We start from the raw sequence: 20,320 nt of genomic DNA on the forward strand, positions 1-20,320 counted from the left end.
TTTGCTCAGCGCAAAGCAGTGGTGTCAGTGGAAAATCTTACTTTTTCTTCACGACTTTGCAGGACGAAATTGCCGCGACGGCTTTGTTTTTAAGCTCCGGGCTGGCGTTCTGGTTGGTCATGAGTTCCTTGATTTCGGCGGTGCTCAATTCTGCGTTGATCTTGTCAGCGCCGCATTCGCAGTGAGTCTTTGCGGTTTTGGCATCCACGTTCTGGCTGGCTGCCGCGCTGCAGTCATTAATAAAGCTGTCCCGTGCGCCCGCTGGCCAGTTCGAGGGGGCTGCTGCCTGCGCACCGAGCGAAAGGAGGGTCAGGGAGGCAGCGAGGGCGAGGCTGGAGGTAAAACGCATCATGAAATGCTCCTGGGGTTTGAGGACGAACGGCAATTCTCAGTGGGTTTGAGGGGTAGCGTACAGCTCAAGTTCACTTTCGCGACCATAAAGCCTGGAATTTGCTATTGCATGAAGAGGCGCCAGCACGATGACCGTTCATCTGTGCTAGCATCCGCCTCCTGGCTATTCCAAGGCGCGCCATTTGCCGCCTCGCCATGTCTTTTTAGCTCACTCCAGTCACTCTGGTTCGATTATCGGTTGGCCGAAAGGCTCCTGCCGCTGTAAGGCAGGCGTTCATCACTGAACGGCCTGGTGTTGGATCTTGTACTGGCTCATCCCAACCCACGTGACCTTTGGTAGGGGTCACCACTAGGAGAGGAGGCGCCATGCCAACTATTACTCTTCCCGACGGCAGTCAACGTTCATTCGATCATTCGGTTTCCGTAGCCGAGGTCGCCGCATCCATTGGTGCGGGCCTTGCCAAGGCCACCGTGGCCGGCAAGGTCGACGGCAAGCTGGTTGACGCCAGCGACCTGATCACCCGCGATGCCAGCCTGCAGATCATCACGCCCAAGGATCAAGAGGGGCTGGAGATCATTCGCCACTCTTGCGCGCACTTGATTGGCCATGCGGTCAAGCAACTGTATCCGACTGCGAAGATGGTCATCGGCCCGGTCATCGACGAAGGCTTCTATTACGATATCGCCTACGAGCGTCCTTTTACTCCGGACGACCTCGCGGCCATCGAGCAGCGCATGCATGCGCTGATTGAAAAAGATTACGACGTGATCAAAAAGGTCACGCCGCGCGCCGAAGTGATCGACGTGTTCACTGCCCGTGGCGAAGACTACAAGCTGCGCCTGGTCGAAGACATGCCGGACGAGCAGGCCATGGGCCTGTACTACCACGAAGAATACGTCGACATGTGCCGTGGTCCGCATGTGCCGAACACGCGCTTCCTGAAGTCGTTCAAGCTGACCAAGTTGTCCGGCGCCTACTGGCGTGGTGATGCGAAGAACGAGCAGCTGCAGCGGATCTACGGCACTGCGTGGGCTGACAAGAAGCAGCTGGCAGCCTACATCCAGCGCATCGAAGAAGCCGAAAAACGCGATCACCGCAAGATCGGCAAGCGCCTGAACCTGTTCCACCTCCAGGAAGAAGCGCCGGGCATGGTGTTCTGGCACCCGAACGGCTGGACTCTGTATCAGGTGCTTGAACAGTACATGCGCAAGGTCCAGCGCGAAAACGGCTACCTGGAGATCAAGACGCCTCAGGTGGTTGACCGCAGCCTGTGGGAGAAATCCGGGCACTGGGCCAACTATGCCGACAACATGTTCACCACCCAGTCGGAAAACCGCGACTACGCCATCAAGCCGATGAACTGCCCTTGCCACGTGCAGGTGTTCAACCAGGGCCTGAAGAGCTACCGCGAGCTGCCGATGCGCCTGGCGGAGTTTGGTGCCTGCCACCGTAACGAGCCCTCGGGTGCGCTGCACGGCATCATGCGTGTGCGCGGCTTCACTCAGGATGACGCGCACATCTTCTGCACCGAAGAGCAGATGCAGGCCGAATCCGCCGCGTTCATCAAGTTGACCATGGATGTTTATCGCGATTTCGGCTTTACCGAAGTCGAGATGAAACTGTCCACTCGTCCGGAAAAACGCGTCGGTTCCGACGAGCTGTGGGATCGCGCAGAGTCGGCACTGGCCGCAGCGCTCGATAGTGCGGGGCTTGCGTACGATCTGCAGCCGGGTGAGGGCGCGTTCTACGGTCCGAAGATCGAGTTCTCGCTGAAAGATTGCCTTGGTCGCGTCTGGCAGTGTGGTACCCTGCAGCTCGATTTTAACCTGCCGATCCGTCTGGGCGCCGAATACGTCTCCGAAGACAACAGCCGTAAACACCCGGTTATGTTGCACCGGGCGATCCTCGGTTCGTTCGAACGGTTCGTCGGGATCCTGATCGAGCACTACGAGGGGGCGTTCCCGGCGTGGCTTGCTCCGACCCAGGCAGTGATCATGAATATCACTGATAAACAGGCAGATTTTGCCGCTGAAGTTGAAAAAACTCTCAACGAAAGCGGGTTTCGTGCCAAGTCCGACTTGAGAAATGAAAAGATCGGCTTTAAAATCCGCGAGCATACCTTGCTCAAGGTTCCCTATCTTTTGGTTATTGGAGACAGGGAAGTCGAGATGCAGACTGTCGCTGTGCGTACTCGTGAAGGTGCTGACCTGGGCTCGATGCCCGTCGCCCAGTTCGCTGAGTTCCTCGCGCAAGCGGTTTCCCGGCGTGGTCGCCCAGATTCGGAGTAATTATTATTAAGCGTGAAATGAGACAAGATAAACGAGCTGCACCGAAAGCCCCGATCAACGAGAATATCTCGGCACGCGAGGTTCGGTTAATTGGCGCTGACGGCGAGCAGATTGGCATCGTCTCGATTGATGAAGCGCTTCGTATCGCTGAAGAGTCCAAATTGGACCTGGTGGAAATCTCCGCCGACGCAGTCCCGCCTGTTTGCCGGGTGATGGACTACGGCAAGTCGATCTTCGAAAAGAAGAAGCAGATTGCTGCGGCGAAGAAGAACCAGAAGCAGATTCAAGTAAAAGAAATCAAGTTTCGTCCAGGGACGGAGGAAGGGGATTACCAGGTAAAACTGCGCAACCTGGTACGTTTCCTGAGTGATGGGGACAGGGCCAAGGTATCCTTGCGATTCCGCGGCCGTGAGATGGCCCACCAGGAGCTGGGGATGGAACTCCTCAAGCGGGTTGAACAAGACCTGCTCGAGTACGGTTCGGTCGAACAGCATCCTAAGATGGAAGGACGCCAGCTGATCATGGTCATCGCCCCGAAAAAGAAGAAGTAATCAACAGGGCACGGCAGGCCTTCTGATTATGTTTATCAACTGAATGCGGAGTATCCGAACATGCCAAAGATGAAGACTAAAAGTGGTGCTGCTAAGCGGTTTCTGAAAACTGCTAACGGTATCAAGCACAAGCACGCTTTCAAGAGCCACATCCTGACCAAAATGTCGACCAAGCGTAAGCGTCAACTGCGCGGTAGCAGCTTGCTGCATCCGTCTGACGTGGCAAAAGTCGAGCGCATGCTGCGCCTTCGTTAATTTTTGGATCAAGAATAGAGGAAGTAACTCATGGCTCGTGTAAAGCGTGGCGTCATTGCCCGTAAGCGTCACAAAAAAATTCTGAAACTTGCTAAAGGCTACTACGGCGCGCGTTCACGCGTATTCCGTGTTGCCAAGCAAGCGGTAATCAAGGCAGGCCAATACGCCTACCGTGACCGTCGTCAGAAAAAACGTCAGTTCCGCGCTCTGTGGATCGCTCGTATCAATGCTGGTGCTCGTGTTAACGGTCTGTCCTACAGCCGTTTCATCGCTGGCCTGAAAAAAGCGTCCATCGAAATCGACCGTAAGGTTCTGGCTGAACTGGCCGTGAACGAAAAAGCGGTGTTTGCTGCGATTGTCGAGAAAGCTAAAGCCACCTTGGCTTAAGTACCCCCGACAGTCACCCTGGGCTGCTCCTGCAGCCCAAGGTGGTAAACGTCTTAAATAGGGGAAGAGCCTTCAAGCTCTTCCCCTATTTTGTATCTGGAGTCTGTACATGGAAAACCTGGACGCGCTCGTCGCTCAAGCTCTTGAGGCTGTGCAAAGCGCTGAAGATATCAATGCCCTGGAGCAAATCCGGGTTCACTACCTTGGCAAGAAGGGTGAATTGACTCAGGTGATGAAGACCCTGGGAAATTTGCCGGCTGAAGAGCGCCCACAAGTCGGTGCGCTGATCAACGTCGCCAAGGAGCGTGTCACAGAGGTTCTCAATGCGCGCAAGGCGTCGCTCGAAGAGGCTGACCTTGCAGCCAAGCTCGCGGCCGAGTCCATTGACGTAACCTTGCCTGGCCGTGGCCAGGCCTCGGGCGGTCTGCATCCGATCACCCGGACTCTGGAACGTATCGAACAGTTCTTCACCCATATCGGCTACGGCATTGCCGAAGGTCCTGAGGTCGAAGACGACTATCACAACTTCGAGGCGCTCAACATCCCAGGCCATCACCCGGCCCGGTCGATGCACGACACCTTCTATTTCAACGCGAACATGCTGTTGCGCACCCATACCTCGCCGGTACAGGTCCGCACCATGGAAGCGAACAAACCGCCGATCCGCATCGTCTGCCCAGGCCGTGTGTACCGTAGCGACTCGGATATCACCCACTCGCCGATGTTCCACCAGGTCGAAGGCCTGCTGGTCGATCGCGACATCAATTTCGCCGACCTCAAAGGCACTATCGAAGAGTTCCTGCGGGTGTTCTTCGAGAAAGAGCTGGCGGTGCGCTTCCGTCCTTCGTTCTTCCCGTTCACAGAGCCATCCGCCGAAGTTGATATGGAATGCGTGATGTGCAGTGGTAAAGGCTGCCGCGTCTGCAAGCAGACCGGCTGGCTGGAAGTGATGGGCTGCGGCATGGTGCACCCTAACGTGCTGCGTATGTCCGGGATCGACCCGGAAGAGTTCTCGGGCTTTGCCTTCGGCATGGGCGTTGAGCGTCTGGCCATGCTGCGTTACGGCGTGAACGACTTGCGTCTGTTCTTCGACAACGACTTGCGGTTCCTCGCGCAATTTCGCTAGTCGTAACGAATCTTTAGGAGAGCAGGATGAAATTCAGTGAACAATGGCTGCGTGGCTGGGTAAGCCCGCAGGTAGATCGCGACGAGCTGGTTGCCCGTCTGTCGATGGCCGGCCTTGAGGTCGATAGTGTGACGCCGGCCGCCGGTATTTTCAGCGGCGTGGTGGTGGGCGAGGTGTTGAGCACCGAGCAGCATCCCGATGCCGATAAATTGCGTGTGTGCCAGGTCAGCAATGGCGCCGAAACCTTCCAGGTCGTGTGCGGGGCACCGAATGTGCGCCCGGGCCTGAAGATTCCGTTCGCGATGATCGGTGCTCAATTGCCCGGCGACTTCAAGATCAAGAAGGCCAAACTGCGCGGTGTCGAGTCCAACGGCATGCTGTGCTCCCAGGCTGAACTGCAGGTGGGCGAGGGCAATGATGGCCTGATGGAACTGCCGGCTGATGCGCCGGTGGGCCAGGACATCCGCGTTTACCTGGAGCTGGAAGATGCCAGCATCGAGGTCGACCTGACTCCGAACCGTGGCGACTGCCTGTCCCTGGCGGGCCTGGCGCGTGAAGTCGGCGCGTTGTACAACGCACCCGTCACGCGCCCGGTTGTAACCCCGGTAGCGGCAGTGCACGACGAAGTGCGTTCCATTGAAGTGCTGGCGCCCAACGCTTGCCCACGTTACCTGGGGCGTGTGGTTCGTAACGTCGACCTGTCCAAGCCAACCCCGTTGTGGATGGTTGAGCGTCTGCGCCGTGCCGACGTGCGCAGTATTGATGCTGCCGTCGACATCACCAACTACGTGATGCTGGAGTTGGGCCAGCCGCTGCACGCCTTCGATCTCGCCGAAATCAACGGTGGTATCCGCGTACGCATGGCTGAGGAAGGCGAAAAGCTGGTTCTGCTCGACGGCCAGGAAGTTGCCCTGCGCGCCGATACCCTGGTCATCGCTGACCATTCCCGCGCCCTGGCGATTGCCGGCGTGATGGGGGGCGAGCACAGCGGCGTATCTGCGACCACTCGCGATGTTTTCCTGGAAAGCGCGTTCTTCGATCAGATTGCTATCGCTGGCAAGGCGCGTTCCTACGGCCTGCACACCGACGCTTCGCATCGCTACGAGCGTGGCGTGGACTGGAAGCTGGCCCGTGAAGCCATGGAGCGTGCTACTGGCCTGCTGCTGGAAATCACCGGTGGCGAAGCCGGTCCGATCACTGAAATCGTCAGTGAGCAGCACCTGCCTTCTGTTGCGCCGATCACCCTGCGTGCCAAAAGCGTTGAACAGATGCTTGGCCTGGTCATTGATCCCGCTGAAATCGAGCAGCTGTTGTCGGCCCTCGGCCTGGGCATTTCCTCGAGTGGGGAAGGCCAGTGGCACGTTGAAGTACCGAGCCATCGCTTCGATATCAGCCTGGAAGTTGACCTGATCGAAGAACTGGCCCGCCTGTACGGTTACAACCGCTTGCCGGTTCGTTACCCTCAAGCGCGCCTGGCGCCACAACCCAAGGCCGAGGCGCGTGCGCACCTGCCTGAGCTGCGTCGTCTGCTGGTCGCCCGTGGTTATCAGGAGGCGGTGACCTACAGCTTCATCGATCCGAAACAGTTCGAACTGTTCAACCCGGGTGTTGAACCGCTGCTGCTGGCTAACCCGATCTCCAACGACATGGCGGCCATGCGTTCGTCGCTGTGGCCGGGTCTGGTGAAAGCACTTTCGCATAACCTGAACCGTCAGCAAGATCGCGTGCGCATGTTTGAAAGCGGCTTGCGGTTTGTAGGGCAACTGGACGGGCTGAAGCAAGAGCCGATGCTGGCCGGTGTCGTCTGCGGTAGCCGCTTGCCGGAAGGCTGGGCGCAAGGCCGTGATGCCGTGGACTTCTTCGACGTTAAAGCTGATGTGGAAGGGGTATTGGGCTTCGCCGGTGCACTGGACGACTTTACGTTCGTGCCAGGCAGCCACCCGGCGTTGCACCCAGGCCAGACCGCGCGTATCGAGCGAGAAGGGCGCCTGGTGGGCTTCCTGGGTGCCATTCACCCCGAGCTGTCGAAAACCCTGGGCCTTGATCGTCCTGTCTTCGTGTTCGAGCTGGTCCTGGCTGAAGTGGCTTCGGGCAAAATGCCTAAATTCAGCGAGTTGTCGCGCTTCCCTGAAGTGCGTCGCGACCTGGCCCTGATCGCTGACCGTGAAGTCGCCGCCACTGCCGTTCTGGATGTAATCCGTGAAAATGCAGGGGAATGGCTGACAGACCTCAGGCTATTTGACGTCTATCAGGGTAAAGGTATTGATCCGCATAGAAAAAGCCTTGCAGTTGGCTTGACCTGGCAGCATCCATCGCGCACTCTTAATGACGATGAGGTGAATACCACGACACAAAATATCCTCACCTCGCTCGAACAAAGGTTGAACGCCACGTTAAGGAAGTGACGTATGGGGGCTTTGACGAAAGCTGAGATGGCGGAACGTCTGTACGAAGAGCTGGGTCTGAACAAGCGCGAGGCCAAGGAATTGGTCGAGCTGTTTTTTGAAGAAATCAGGCACGCTCTGGAAGACAATGAGCAGGTCAAGCTGTCCGGTTTCGGCAATTTTGACCTGCGGGACAAACGCCAGCGGCCTGGCCGCAATCCAAAAACGGGAGAAGAAATCCCGATCACGGCTCGCCGTGTGGTCACCTTTCGTCCAGGGCAGAAGTTGAAGGCCCGAGTTGAGGCTTATGCTGGAACCAAGTCATAACGACGAGCTACCCGTCATCCCAGGCAAACGCTACTTCACCATTGGTGAAGTCAGCGAGCTCTGTGCGGTAAAACCGCACGTGTTGCGCTATTGGGAGCAGGAGTTTCCTCAACTCAACCCCGTCAAACGCACCGGGAACCGTCGGTATTATCAGCGCCAGGACGTGCTGATGATCCGACAGATCCGTGCCTTGCTGTACGACCAGGGGTTCACCATCAGCGGCGCGCGTCAGCGTATGTCCGGTGATGAAGCCAAAGACGACACCACCCAATACAAGCAACTGATCCGCCAGATGATCTCCGAACTCGAAGATGTGCTGGTAGTTTTGAAGAAGTAATTCCGGCTTTTAAAATACTTCCACATTTCAAAAGCTTGCGGTATATTCCTCATCGCTTCGTTGCGAAGCGAACCCAGTAACACGCCTAGTCGGGGCGTAGCGCAGTCCGGTAGCGCACTAGCATGGGGTGCTAGGGGTCGAGTGTTCGAATCACTCCGTCCCGACCATATTTTTCAATGACTTAGCCCAACTCTAGCGAGTTGGGCTTTTTCATGCGTGGGGAATTTGCGGGGGGGCATCTGCGTCCCTCCTCAAAATGCTCAGCGCCGGCCCACGTGAAGCCGTCGCTCACACCCGTTTACCTCCATAATCAGCTGCAGCAGCTGGACCAGTTGATCTTTAACGACTTGATCTTCGGTTGATGGATCGTGATCGGCACTTTGACGCGATCTCCCTCGTGTAGAAGGGCAGCCACAGTCTGATGAAAGAGAGGGCACCGCCGGCTTCCGATCCTCGCTGATAGGCCACAACTTATACGATCGGACACGTACCAATTGCCCTATGGCAGGGCGCGTTTACTACCTTGGTCATCCCCCGCTCTGGGGAAAGATGCATCCGCCATTACGAACCAATGCCTTCACTTCCTCGCTCACCTGCATCGGGTCTTGACTTAATCGAGCAACAAAATCCTTGCGTCGTCGCACGTACGACTTCGAATCATGCTTCGCGCTCCAAAGCACAATGCTGATCACAATGGGGATGAGGTCCAGGCCTTTCTCGGTCAGGGTGTAAAAGTCTTTACGTCTGTCGTCGGGACTGGGCGCTTTCGAGAGAACGCCTTGCTCTTCCAGAAAGGCGAGTCGGGAAGCAAGGACGTTGGTCGCAATTCCCTCTTCCGATTTCAGGAAGTCTCCATACGTCTTCTTTCCAACAAAAATGATGTCGCGAATGATCAAGAGCGACCACCGGTCGCCGAAAATCTCCACGCCGTAGTTCACTGCGCAATGCGACCGGAGGTCTTCTTTAAGAGTTGTCTTCATGTCTGAATCTTAGCATCACTTGCATGGAACAAGTAAATTTCTCTATATCACTTGTTTTTTGCAAGCAAAGTGATCAGCATGGATCCCACGTTGAGTGATTCGCTGGATTGCACCAGCAGCCTTGGACGCAATAGCGCCTTCCCGCCCCCATCACCCACGAGGAGCTCTCATATGCATGTTTTTGTTACCGGAGGCACCGGTCATTCCGGTCCGTACATCATCACCGACCTTATCGCCGCCGGGCATGAAGTCACTGCCCTGGCTCGGTCCGACACGGCTGCAGCGGAGGCTGCTGCGCTTGGCGCCAAGGTACATCGCGGCAATCTTGAGGATCTCGACGGGCTCAAGGACGCGGCCGCGGCCGCGGACGGCGTCATTCACCTCGCGCATCGGCAGGATCTGATTCCAACTGGAGGGATCAACGCTGTTGCGGCCGCAGAGCTGGAGATCATGCTCGCCTATGGCGAAGCATTGGCCGGAAGCGGAAAACCGTTGGTCGTGTCTGGAAGCGTCGGCTCGCCCGGATGGGAAGGCTTGGGCCGGCCGGCCACCGAGGAGGATCCGCCGCTGCCTGGCGGCGCCCCGTACAAGAACACTCTGCGTGTTCGGAACATCGTGGAAACCACGGTGATCAGTCTCGCCGAAAAGGGCATACGGTCTTCTATCGTGCGGATCCCTGAGATCATGCACAGCTCCACCGATAACGCGGGCTTCCTTCCGCTGTTGATCGGGCTGGCCAAGGAAAAGGGTGTCGTCGGCTACCCGGGAGAGGGGGCCAACCGTTGGGGGGCCGTGCATGCCCGTGATCTTGCCAGTGTGTTTCGCCTGGCGCTGGAAAAAGGTGCGGCGGGCAGAAGCTGGCATGCAATCGCCGACCTGGCTATCCCGTATCGCCAGATCGCTGAAGCTATAGCCAGCCGGTTGAATCTGCCGGCCGTGTCTATCCCCTCCGACGTGCTGATGTTACCCGGATACTTCGGATTCCTTGCGAATCTGGTCACGCTGGATACCCCGACATCGAACACTATCACCCGGCGGGTGCTTGGTTGGGAACCGACCCAACCCGGACTCTTCGCCGACCTTGATAGCGGTCATTACTTTCCGGCCGCCTGATGAGGTGACGGTGTAACCCGTCCACAGGCAATGAAAAACGCCCCGATTTCAAACGGAGACTGCAATGAGCACGATCAGCATCATCGGTTCGGGAGGCATGGCAGCGGCTGTTGGCGGCCGTATCGCCAGGGCCGGACACACCGTCGAGATTGTCAGCCGCGACTCCGCCAAGGCGCAGGCGCTTGTCGACAAGCTCGCATCTGGAGCGATCACAGGGGCTTACGGTGCCACTCCGACGGGCAGCATCGTTATTCTCGCCGTACCGTACACCAGTGCGGTTGCCGTGCTGGCCGATTTTGGGCAAGCGCTCGATGGTAAGGTGATCATCGATATCACCAACCCGGTCGCTCCCGATCTCTTGGGCCTCGTTACTCCCCACGGCAGTTCCGGTGCGCAGGAGATCGCCAAGGGGGCTCCGGCCAGCGCGCATGTCGTCAAGGCGTTCAATACCCTTTTCGGCCATGTACTGGTGAAGGATGAGCGCCTCGACGCATTCATCGCGGCGGACGATGCGGATGCCAAGGCGCGCGTCTCGACCTTCCTCGAGAGTCTAGGGCTGCGTCCGTTGGATGTTGGCGGCCTGCAGATGGCCCAGACGCTCGAGTGGCTCGGCCTGATGATGATCGGCTTGGCTAAAAACGGCGCCGGCACCTGGGACATCGCCATGAATGTCGATATCGGCTGAATCGCTGGCACCACACCCTCATCAGCAGGCCATAAGGTTTTGATTGTCGAGGTGCCGTTTAAACGCGTCGAGCGCAGTCCCCATCAGTGGCCCCATCACCGGATCGGTGATGATGCCCTCGGCGCTCAACTGGCTGGACAGCAGGTTAACGGTAATTGACGCTTCCTCGACGATGCGGGCTGACATCGTATCCAGGACCAGCCGCAATGCGGCTTGCGCGTGGCTGGCCCTGGGGGAAGCGTTGAAAAGTGCGACGGGCTTGCCTGGGAACTCTTCACTGCTGACGAGCCAATCGAGCATGTTTTTGAAGGCGCCGGGAATACCCCTGGCGTACTCGGGGCATGAAAACAAAAGCCCATCCGCCTGCCCGATAATCGAGCGTAGCGCCATGATGGTCTCGGGGGGATCCTCGAGCAGGTCCGGGTTGAAGTGTGGCAATTCTCCGATGCCTTCGTAATGCGTGATCAATATCCCTTCGGGGCAGAGACGCTCCGCTGCTCGTAACAAAATTGAGTTGGAAGAGGCCTGACGCAGACTTCCCGAGACAGCAAGCAAACGCACCATTTCAACACCGTTTGTGGTTTAGGAGTCGCTGGAGTTTGGCACGAGAGCTTGGTCGGGTCAGGCGTAAACTTGCCATTCGCGGTAGGCGTCGCAGCCGCTGCCCTCCCGGGAGATGAACGCTGGGCCCTTTATTTGATTTATTTAATTAACTAGTTTTCGGTTTTAGATGTCGGAAACGGCCTCGTCAATGTTAAGTCAGCCTGATTTTAATGATCTGATGTCGTCTAGTATTGCAAGATTTACGAGGTTTGGAGGAGGGGTGTTGGAGTCAAGGCGAGTCAGTCGGTTTGCTCTTCGGTAGGAAACAATTAATTGACATAACTAATTTGAAAAGCTAATTTCGCCTCAACAAAAACGGTAGACGCGCCAAAAAACCGAGGCGCCGCATGCCGGTACCGTTCCGGATCGGCAACTGGCGAATGTTCGCCGCTAGCTTGCCGTTTGCCTGACTGTTGAAGGAGCTGAAATGAACATCGCCGATCTGGTCGCTATCGATGTGCACACCCATGCCGAGTTCTCCTGTCATGAGCCGGATGATGACTATCGCATCGAGTTCGAAGACGCCAAACGCAAATACTTCAAATCCGGTTCACCACCCTCCATCGACGAAACCATTGCTTATTACCGTGAGCGCAAGCTTGGCCTGGTGATGTTCACCGTGGACTGGGAGTTCGAGATCGGGCGCAGGCGGGTGCCCAACGAAGAGGTGGCTCGTGCCGCTCAGGACAACGCTGACATGATGATGGCGTTCGCCAGTGTGGACCCCCATAAAGGAAAAATGGGGGTTCGGGAAATGCGCCGTCTGATCGAGGACTTCGGCATCAAGGGGTTCAAGTTTCATCCGACCTGCCAGGGCTTTTTCCCGAATGATCGCATGGCCTATCAACTGTACGAGGTCATTGCGGAATATGGCTTGCCGGCCATTTTCCACAGTGGCCATTCAGGTGTCGGCAGTGGCATGCCGGGGGGAGGAGGGTTGCGCTTGAAGTACTCCAACCCTATGTACCTGGACGATGTCGCAGCGGACTTCCCCGAGATGAAAATCATCCTGGCGCACCCCTCATGGCCTTGGCAGGATGAGGCACTGTCGGTGTGCCTGCACAAACCGAATGTCTACATCGACCTGTCGGGGTGGTCGCCCAAGTACTTCCCACCGCAGTTGGTGCAGTACGCCAATACCCTGCTGAAACATAAGATGTTGTTTGGTTCTGACTATCCGTTGATTACCCCGGACCGCTGGATGAAGGATTTCACCCAGGCCGGTTTTAAAGAGGAAGTCCATGCTTTGATACTGAAAGAGAATGCGATCAAGGTGCTCGGCCTTGGGTGACGGCATTTTTTCAGCAAAGCCATCTTATCCACGAATGCCGCCATCGACAGCGTTTTTGACTTCAATGGCTTTAGGCAGCAGGCGGTTCCGGCAGACAAATCCCCATGTCAGGTCCTTTCAAAACGATTGGCAGGGCGCGCCAAACCGAGGTTTTCACGCAGGGTAGCGCCGGTGTATTCGGTGCGGAAAAGGCCACGCCGTTGCAGTTCGGGCACCACCCACCGGGCGAAATCTTCAAGCCCGCCCGGCAGGTGCGGTACCAGGATATTGAAACCATCGGCCGCGTTGTTTTCGAACCAGCGCTGCAGCTCATCGGCGATCTGCACAGGTGTGCCAATCACGCTGTAATGCCCGCGGCCACCGGCAATGCGCCGGCCCAGTTGCGCCAGGGTCAGGTGCTCGCGACTGGCCAGCTCGCTGAGCAGTTGCTGACGGCTGCGCTGGCCGCTATCGGTCAAGGGCAGCTCGGGTAGTGGCCCGTCGAGGGGGTAGCCTGACAGGTCAAAATTGCCCAGCATGCGCCCCAGTAATGCCACGCCGACTTGCGGCTCGACCAGCGCCTGGAATGCCTCGAATTTCGCCTGCGCCTGCGCTTCGGTCTGCCCGACCACGACAAACATGCCCGGCATGATTTTCAGCGAATCCTGCGCACGCCCGTAGCTTTCCAGGCGCCCTTTGAGGTCGGCGTAAAATGCCTGGGCCTGTTCCAGTGACGTCTGCGCGGTAAACACCACCTCGGCGGTTTGCGCCGCCAACTCACGACCGGTTTCTGATGAGCCCGCCTGCACAATCACGGGCTGGCCCTGTGGCGAGCGCGCCACATTCAGTGGACCTTTGACGCGAAAGTGCTCGCCGACGTGATCCAGCACATGCCGCTTCGCCGGGTCGTAGTAGGTGCCGCTGGCCTTGTCGCGCACGAAGGCATCGTCTTCCCAACTGTCCCACAGCCCGGTCACCACCTGATGGAATTCCCGCGCACGGCTGTAGCGTTCAGCATGGCCCAGATGTTCGTCGCGGCCGAAATTCTGCGCCTCGGCGGCAGCGTCAGACGTCACCAGGTTCCAGCCCGCCCGCCCATTGGACAAGTGATCCAACGAGGCGAATTTACGCGCCACATGGTAGGGCTCGTTGTACGTGGTGGTCGCTGTCGCGATCAGGCCGATGTGGTCGGTCACGGCACTCAGCGCCGACAGCAAGGTCAGCGGCTCAAAATGGTCCGAACGCGCCATATGACTGGCAATCTCGCCCGTGGCCGCTGCAATGCTGTCAGCCACGAACAAGGCATCGAATTTTGCCGCTTCGGCCACGCGTGCCAAATGTTTGTATTGGGCGAAATCCAGCCCGGCATTGGCCGGTACATCCGGGTGACGCCAGGCGGCGACGTGGTGACCGGTGGCCATGAGAAAGGCACCAAGCTTCAGTTGACGGCTCATGCTCAGAAGTCCTTGCGCAGTTGCACGCCGAAGTAACGTTCATCGTCACGGGGCACGGCGCGGTAGATGTAGTTGCCACCGCTGGCCAGCAGCGGCGAGTAGGACTTGTCGGCAAGGTTCTTGGCGAGGAGGGCCACGCGCCAGCCATGGCTGTAGTCGGCCAGGGCGACGCTGGCATTCCAGATCCCGTAGGCGCCTTGTCGGGTGTCGACGTTCTGGCTGATGTCGTACTGCACTTCGCTCTGCCAGCTGTAGTCGGTACCCAGTTCGATATCCAGGCCGTTGTCCAACGGGATGCTGTAGTCGGCGCGGACGTAGCTTTTCCAGTCCGGGCTGAAGGGTAATGGCTTGCCATTGACGTTGCAGGTTGCCGCTGCGCCGGCCGGGCAGGCGAACTCATCGATGCGCGCACGGGTATACGCCAGGGCACCGGAGAGTTTGAGCTGTTGGGTGGCCTGCAAGGCGTAATCCAGCTCGACACCTTCAGTGCTGACGCTGCCGGCGTTGATCAAGCGTGTCACGACCTGGCCGGCAACCGTGTCGAAGAAGTTGGCCTGATAGTTGTCGTAGTCGCTGTGAAACACCGCCAGGTTGGTCGTCAGGCGGTTGTTCCAGGCCGTGGCCTTGATCCCGGCTTCCCAGGTGTTGGAGGTTTCTGGCTTGAGCGCGCTGGTGTCACGCGGTTGCATATTGAAAAACACGTTGTACGCCGGGCCTTTGTAGCCACGCGAGTAAGTCAGGTAACTGGTGAGGTTGTCGCTGATGTCGTACTGCACGCCCAGACGGCCGGACCATCCATCCTCGTTCACCGAGCCCGAACTGGACGTGGCGGGTTGAATCCCGCTGACCGTGGTGGCCGAGGTGGAGACACGACGGTGAGCATATTTCAGCTCGTCGTGGGTGTAGCGCAGTCCGGCGATGCCGCGGAAGCGCGAGGTGAAGTTCAGCGTGGTCTCGCCGAATACTGCACTGCTGTCGCTGGTGGTGCTGTAGTCGGCGACGCCACGGTCGGTGCGCGAGGGAGTCGTCAGCGTACGCTGATAGGTTTCTTCATCCTTGCCGTGCATGTAGAACAGACCACCGACGTATTCAAGAAACTCACCTTTGGGTGAGGCCAGGCGCAGTTCCTGTGAGTATTGATCGAACGCCAGCTCGCCTTTGTCGGCGGTGCCGGGGAACGTGGCAGTCACCGTGCCCAGGCGGTCACCGTCCTGGTACTGAGTGTTATCCCAGCCGCGCCACGCGGTGATCGAGGTCAGGGTGTAGTCGCCAAGGTTCCAGTCCAATTGGGCCGAAAGCCCCTTGTTGGTGTCTTCCACATGGCTGCGGGTGTCGGTGTTGATGTCGCGGTTGTCGCCGGAAGCGCGCACCGGCGCCAGCGCGTTGGCGAACGCCGGGGTCAGGGACTTGCTCACCACGCCGTTTGGCGCGTCGTCGTGGGACTGCATGTAGTCGGCGATCAGGGTCAATTTCACGTCGTCGTTGGGGGTAAATTCCAACTTGCCGCGGATGCCCTTGTGGTTGTAACCGTTTACTTCTTGCCCGTTATGCTTATTGTCGACATTACCGTCGTAGCTGCCGAACAAGGTGCTGATCGACCCCTTGAGCACATCCGGCACCAGGCTGCCGCCGATGCCGAAACGGGTGCGGCTTTCGTTGCCGCTGTACCAGGACTGGTCGATATAGCCGTGGGGTTCGGCGCTGGGCGCTTTGCTGGTGATGTTCAGCACACCGGCCGACGCGTTTTTACCGAACAGTGTGCCTTGCGGGCCGCGCAGCACTTCGACGCGCTCCAGGTCCAGCAAGTCCAGGGTGGCCTGGCCGGGGCGGGCGTAGACCACGCCGTCGATCACCGTAGCCACCGTCGGCTCGACACCGGGGGAGGTGGAGATGGTGCCCACGCCGCGCACGAATAGCGAGGTGTCCTTGTTCGAGGCTCCGGTGCGGAAATTCAGCGACGGTACCTGCTGGGCGATACTGGCCACACCGTTGCGGTTGTCACGCTCCAGTTGTTCGCCATCCAGCACGGAGACGGCCACTGGGACTTTCTGCAGCGATTCTTCACGGCGAGTGGCAGTGACGGTCACGGCGTTGAGCGTCGGTTCCTGCTCGTCGGCCGCAAATGCGCCCGGCGAGGGCAGCATGGTGAGGCCGGCGAGAAACAGCAGTTGAGAGTGTCTTGGAAAGTTGTACATGCTTTGCCCGCTCAAAAAATGCCCTGGACCGTTACCGTTCTACGACGGTAACGCCTGTGAAATCGTCTTTGGCATTCGCTCGAGCGAGTAGCAGACATTACGCTTTGTTAGCGCTAACATCGACATTATTGTTGGGCGCGTTTTAGAACGTCAAATATTTAAAAATTAGCCCTATATTCTTTTTGGTTTTTATCAGGATGGCCTTGTGAGCGAAGAGAAACCGCGTAAACGTCGTGGCGCAGGGCGCGTTACCCTCAACACCGTCGCCCGACAGGCAGGCGTGTCGGCGATCACCGTGTCACGCTATTTCAACCAGCCGGAGCAAGTCTCGGTGGAGCGCCGCGAACGCATTGCCGAGGTGGTGGCTGAGTTGGGTTACGTGCCCAACCTGGTTGCTGGCGGGCTGGCGTCGGCTCGAGGGCGCATCGTGGCGATGGTGATCCCGAATATTTCCGGGCCGATCTTCGCCAATACTCTACAGGGGGTCAGCGACACCCTCGCTCAGCATGGTTATCAGCTCTTGTTGGCGTCGAGTTACTTCAGTGCCGAGCAGGAGGAACGGGCAGTGCGCGCATTCCTCGGTTGGTCGCCGGCGGCGCTGGTGCTGACGAGCCGTTTTCACAGTGCCGGCACCGAAAAGATGATCGCTGACGTCGATATTCCAGTGGTGGAAACCTGGGATTACGTGCCCGAGCGCGAACCGTTACAGATCGGCTTCTCCCATTACGAAGTGGGCGTCACCGCTGCGCGTTACCTGCACGGCCAGGGCTACCGCCGCATCGCTTTTGTACAGAACAGCGCCATCGGTGACTTCAGTGCGATGGAGCGAGGTGAAGGGTTTGCCGCGACGCTGATCGAGCTGGGCGTGCAACCCAGAGTCTTTACCCCCGATGCCGGCAGCGCTCCGTTCGAAGCCGGCAAGCAGGCAATGGACGCGCTCATGCGCCACGCCACGCCGCCGGATGCAATCTTCTTTGCCAATGACAATCTGGCCGCCGGTGGATTGCTCGCCGGTCAGCGCGCCGGTGTGAACATCCCCCAGGACTGCGCGGTGCTGGGTTTCGGCGATTATCCGTTCGCCGAAATGCTGTTGCCCAGCCTGAGTACGATCAAGCCGCCCGCATTGGAGATAGGTGTTCTGGCTGCAACCCGCGTGCTGGAAAGTCTCGGCGTACTGCCGGTTGAACATGAGGTGCAACGATTAAGTCGGTTGGAGTGCCACTTGATCGAACGCGAAAGCACACGGGTGTCATCAGGACTCAGATCACCCATAAAACATTCTTAATATGAATAAAGATTTTTATAAATAATAAAATTAGAGAATATTAGCTTATACCAAAACAGCATTATATTTTTAAAATCCATTCCGTTATGTTTGGACTCAACAGCCTACCCCTGACCCCGGATGGTACCCAGCGTGATTCAGATTCCGCGCACCATGCCAGGGTGATCAACCCCTGAGCCCGCCGCGAATCGTTGGAAGGGAGCTCAACCCATGTTGCCGATTCAACCCCCTCGCCACACCTAGCCCAAACCGCCGAAACACCTTCTGACACCGCGCCGTCACCACGACGGCGTGTCTGCCTGACTTCGCGATTTGGAAATGCTGGAGTGGATATGAAACAAGTCTTGCAACCCACCGCCGCGCTGGCACTGGCCATGCTGGCCAACGCTGCACAAGCCCAGGACGACAGTACCCTGACCACGGTGGTCGTCACCGGCAACCGTGGCGCCGAGCAGCGTACGGTCACCAGCAGCCCGGTACCTATCGATGTGGTCAGCGCCAAGCAGTTGCAGAGCACCGGCAAGCCCGGCCTGATGGAAGCCTTGAGCGCGGTCATCCCGTCGCTCACCTTGCCGGAAAAAACCGGCTGGGACGCCAGCGGCATTGCCCGTGCGCCCAATCTGCGTGGCCTGAGCGCCGCCGAGGTGCTGGTGTTGGTCAATGGCAAGCGCCGCCACACCAGCGCCACGCTGAACATCAACGGTATCAACACGGGGGCGGCGCCGGCCGATCTCGACCTGATCCCCATCAGCGCCATCGACCATGTGGAAGTGCTGCGTGACGGCGCCGCCGCCCAGTACGGTTCCGATGCCATTGCCGGCGTGATCAACGTGATTCTCAAGGCCGACACCGGCGGCACCTCGGTCACCAACATCGGCCAGGGTTACGACGGCAAGAAGCAGACCGTGCAGCAAAGCCTCAACAAAGGCTTCGAGATCGGTGACGGCGGTATCGTGCAACTGGCGCTGGATGCGCGCAGCCAGAATGACGACAACAAAGCCAGCGCCAACGGCTACACCTATGAGCAGGCGTATGGCCTGGCGGGCAAGGCTACTTATGGCGGCTACGGCACGCCCAAGACCAACCTGCTGACCCTGGGCTACAACGCCGAGCTGCCGGTCGATGACAGCCTCAGCCTGTACTCCTTCACCACCTATTCGCGGCGCAAGGCCGAGCAGGGCCAGAACTTTCGCCTGCCGACCATCACCAACACCATCACCACCGGGCCCAATGGTTACCCGGCCGGTTACACGCCTACCTGGTACATCGACGAAGACGATTTCCAGGCGGCCGTCGGCGGCAAAGGCAGCGTCGGTGAGTGGAACTGGGACTTGTCCACCACCTACGGGCGCAACGAAGCGGAGCAGGGCACCACGCATAACCAGAACCCATCCCTGGGTGAAGCCACGCCGAACAGTTTTACCTCCGGCACCTGGGTTTCCACCGAGCTGACCACCAACCTGGACTTCAAGCGCGGCTTCGATATCGGCCTGCAAAAGCCGCTCGATCTGTCCTACGGCTTCGAGCATCGACGCGACACGTATGAGGTGCAGGCCGGTGACTACGCCTCCTATGCCAACGGCGGCTACTGCGTGGCGCCGGGTAATTGCGCCTCGTCGGGGGCCCAGGTCACCAACGGTATTTCGCCGGCGGAAGAAAGCAGCGCCTCGCGCAACAGCCTGGCCAGTTACGTCGATGTGGGGTTCAACCCGCTGCCGGACTGGTACGTCGGCACGGCCTTTCGTTATGAGCATTACAACGAAGGCGTGGGCGCCACCCGCAGCGGCAAGTTGACCACCCGCTACGATTTCACGCCGCAACTGGCCGTGCGGGCCACGGTCAGCAATGGCTTTCGTGCGCCGTCCCTGGCCAACAGCCTGTTCAGTGCGCGTTCCACCACATACGGCGTGGTTGATGGTGTGTACCAATCGATCAACTACGGCGTATTGCCGGTGGGCTCGGCGGCGGCCAAAGCCCTCGGCGCGCAGGATCTCAAGCCTGAGCGCTCGACCAACTTCAGTCTCGGTTTCACCTTCACGCCCTCCGACCGCTTGAACTTCACCGCCGATGCCTACGTGATCAACTTGCGCGACCGCATCACCCTCACCGGCACCTTGCTCGGCCCCGAAGTCACCCAGGTCTTGCAGAACAACGGCATCAATTCCACGTCCGGCGGCCAGTACTTCATCAACGGTGCCGACACCCGCACCAAGGGGCTCGACCTGGTGGGCAACTACAACCAGGACCTCGGCCAATTCGGCGCGTTGAAATGGACGGCGGCGTTCAACTGGAACCAGACCCGGATCCTCAATTACCAGGCATCCACCACCATTCTGGGCACCGCCTACGATCTGATGGATCGACAGGCCCGCAACCTGATCACCGGTGTGCAACCCAATACCAAGCTGATCCTGGGCGGCGACTGGAGCATCGACCGTTTCAACCTCAACCTGGCTTTGACCCGCTACGGGTCGTACAAGGAGGTCAACTCCTCGGCCAATCGTGACCTCGACCGAGTCTACAACGCCCGCTGGATCACCGACCTCGACCTTGGCTACAACCTCACCAAAGCCCTGAACATCGCCGTCGGTGCCAAGAACCTGTTCGACCTCTACCCCAAGAAACAAGGCGTGCCGAGCAGCACCATGCTCGCCAGCTACGGCACCTATTCGCCCTACGGTTTTACCGGCGGGTACTACTACACCCGTTTGACCTACGCCTTCTAACG

The 20,320-nt window shown here is 58.5% G+C and carries 18 protein-coding genes and 1 tRNA gene; 14 read left to right on the plus strand and 5 right to left on the minus strand.

Going from position 1 to position 20,320, the window contains the following annotated elements:
• Positions 1-37: 37 nt before the first annotated feature.
• Positions 38-352, minus strand: a complete 315-nt coding sequence (locus tag MJP36_RS12355) for a hypothetical protein (protein ID WP_081087091.1) — start codon at positions 350-352, stop codon at positions 38-40.
• A gap of 365 nt (positions 353-717) precedes the next feature.
• On the opposite strand from MJP36_RS12355, the gene thrS reads away from it, so the two are divergent.
• The 9 genes from thrS to MJP36_RS12400 all read left to right on the plus strand — a co-directional run bounded on the left by thrS (position 718) and on the right by MJP36_RS12400 (position 8,174).
• Complete coding sequence (thrS, locus tag MJP36_RS12360; protein ID WP_060756900.1) at positions 718-2,640, plus strand: threonine--tRNA ligase; 1,923 nt, start codon at positions 718-720, stop codon at positions 2,638-2,640.
• Positions 2,640-3,191, plus strand: coding sequence for a translation initiation factor IF-3 (gene infC / locus MJP36_RS12365; RefSeq protein ID WP_174554058.1), 552 nt, complete (start codon positions 2,640-2,642; stop codon positions 3,189-3,191). The genes thrS and infC overlap by 1 nt, the downstream gene beginning before the upstream one ends.
• Before the next feature lie 60 nt (positions 3,192-3,251).
• A complete protein-coding gene (gene rpmI / locus MJP36_RS12370; protein ID WP_002553160.1) occupies positions 3,252-3,446 on the plus strand; it encodes a 50S ribosomal protein L35 in 195 nt (64 codons plus the stop codon).
• A 30-nt stretch (positions 3,447-3,476) separates the two neighbouring features.
• Positions 3,477-3,833 (plus strand): 50S ribosomal protein L20, encoded by a 357-nt coding sequence (gene rplT, locus MJP36_RS12375; RefSeq protein WP_003174975.1) that lies wholly within the window; start codon positions 3,477-3,479, stop codon positions 3,831-3,833.
• A gap of 109 nt (positions 3,834-3,942) precedes the next feature.
• On the plus strand, positions 3,943-4,959 hold the full coding sequence (gene pheS / locus MJP36_RS12380) for a phenylalanine--tRNA ligase subunit alpha (protein WP_034099107.1): 1,017 nt from the start codon (positions 3,943-3,945) through the stop codon (positions 4,957-4,959).
• 26 nt (positions 4,960-4,985) lie between these two features.
• Positions 4,986-7,364 carry a phenylalanine--tRNA ligase subunit beta gene (gene pheT, locus MJP36_RS12385; RefSeq protein ID WP_244385443.1) on the plus strand — a complete coding sequence of 793 codons (2,379 nt, stop codon included), beginning with the start codon at positions 4,986-4,988 and terminating at the stop codon, positions 7,362-7,364.
• A 3-nt stretch (positions 7,365-7,367) separates the two neighbouring features.
• Positions 7,368-7,670 (plus strand): integration host factor subunit alpha, encoded by a 303-nt coding sequence (gene ihfA, locus MJP36_RS12390; protein ID WP_002553164.1) that lies wholly within the window; start codon positions 7,368-7,370, stop codon positions 7,668-7,670.
• Positions 7,651-8,007 (plus strand): MerR family transcriptional regulator, encoded by a 357-nt coding sequence (locus MJP36_RS12395; RefSeq protein WP_003174972.1) that lies wholly within the window; start codon positions 7,651-7,653, stop codon positions 8,005-8,007. The genes ihfA and MJP36_RS12395 overlap by 20 nt, the downstream gene beginning before the upstream one ends.
• Before the next feature lie 90 nt (positions 8,008-8,097).
• Positions 8,098-8,174 (plus strand) — tRNA-Pro (locus MJP36_RS12400).
• Between the two features lie 360 nt (positions 8,175-8,534).
• On the opposite strand, the gene MJP36_RS12405 is transcribed toward MJP36_RS12400, so the two are convergent.
• A complete protein-coding gene (locus tag MJP36_RS12405) occupies positions 8,535-8,987 on the minus strand; it encodes a winged helix-turn-helix transcriptional regulator (RefSeq protein WP_161549287.1) in 453 nt (150 codons plus the stop codon).
• 171 nt (positions 8,988-9,158) lie between these two features.
• Here MJP36_RS12405 and MJP36_RS12410 point away from each other — a divergent pair, with 171 nt between their 5' ends.
• Together MJP36_RS12410 and MJP36_RS12415 are read left to right on the plus strand one after the other, a co-directional pair.
• A complete protein-coding gene (locus tag MJP36_RS12410) occupies positions 9,159-10,100 on the plus strand; it encodes an SDR family oxidoreductase (protein WP_244385444.1) in 942 nt (313 codons plus the stop codon).
• Between the two features lie 64 nt (positions 10,101-10,164).
• On the plus strand, positions 10,165-10,785 hold the full coding sequence (locus tag MJP36_RS12415; RefSeq protein WP_161549285.1) for an NADPH-dependent F420 reductase: 621 nt from the start codon (positions 10,165-10,167) through the stop codon (positions 10,783-10,785).
• Between the two features lie 21 nt (positions 10,786-10,806).
• Here the strand turns inward: MJP36_RS12415 and MJP36_RS12420 are convergent, their stop codons facing one another.
• Positions 10,807-11,349, minus strand: coding sequence for an NADPH-dependent FMN reductase (locus MJP36_RS12420; protein ID WP_161549284.1), 543 nt, complete (start codon positions 11,347-11,349; stop codon positions 10,807-10,809).
• 466 nt (positions 11,350-11,815) lie between these two features.
• On the opposite strand from MJP36_RS12420, the gene MJP36_RS12425 reads away from it, so the two are divergent.
• Positions 11,816-12,679, plus strand: coding sequence for an amidohydrolase family protein (locus tag MJP36_RS12425; protein WP_244385445.1), 864 nt, complete (start codon positions 11,816-11,818; stop codon positions 12,677-12,679).
• A 107-nt stretch (positions 12,680-12,786) separates the two neighbouring features.
• Here MJP36_RS12425 and MJP36_RS12430 read toward each other — a convergent pair whose 3' ends face one another.
• Both MJP36_RS12430 and MJP36_RS12435 read right to left on the minus strand, forming a co-directional pair.
• On the minus strand, positions 12,787-14,112 hold the full coding sequence (locus MJP36_RS12430; RefSeq protein WP_161549281.1) for an LLM class flavin-dependent oxidoreductase: 1,326 nt from the start codon (positions 14,110-14,112) through the stop codon (positions 12,787-12,789).
• 2 nt (positions 14,113-14,114) lie between these two features.
• On the minus strand, positions 14,115-16,307 hold the full coding sequence (locus tag MJP36_RS12435) for a TonB-dependent receptor (RefSeq protein WP_244385446.1): 2,193 nt from the start codon (positions 16,305-16,307) through the stop codon (positions 14,115-14,117).
• Positions 16,308-16,512: 205 nt separating this feature from the next.
• Here MJP36_RS12435 and MJP36_RS12440 point away from each other — a divergent pair, with 205 nt between their 5' ends.
• Entirely contained in the window at positions 16,513-17,592 is a 1,080-nt protein-coding gene (locus MJP36_RS12440; RefSeq protein WP_244385447.1) for a LacI family DNA-binding transcriptional regulator, read from the plus strand.
• A 332-nt stretch (positions 17,593-17,924) separates the two neighbouring features.
• The gene (locus MJP36_RS12445) at positions 17,925-20,318 is read left to right on the plus strand and encodes a TonB-dependent receptor plug domain-containing protein (protein WP_244385448.1); all 2,394 of its coding nucleotides are present in this window, start codon (positions 17,925-17,927) and stop codon (positions 20,316-20,318) included.
• Positions 20,319-20,320 lie beyond the last annotated feature (2 nt).

Origin of the sequence: Pseudomonas palleroniana (genome assembly GCF_022836895.1) — a bacterium.
In the GTDB taxonomy this organism is placed as follows: domain Bacteria; phylum Pseudomonadota; class Gammaproteobacteria; order Pseudomonadales; family Pseudomonadaceae; genus Aquipseudomonas; species Aquipseudomonas palleroniana.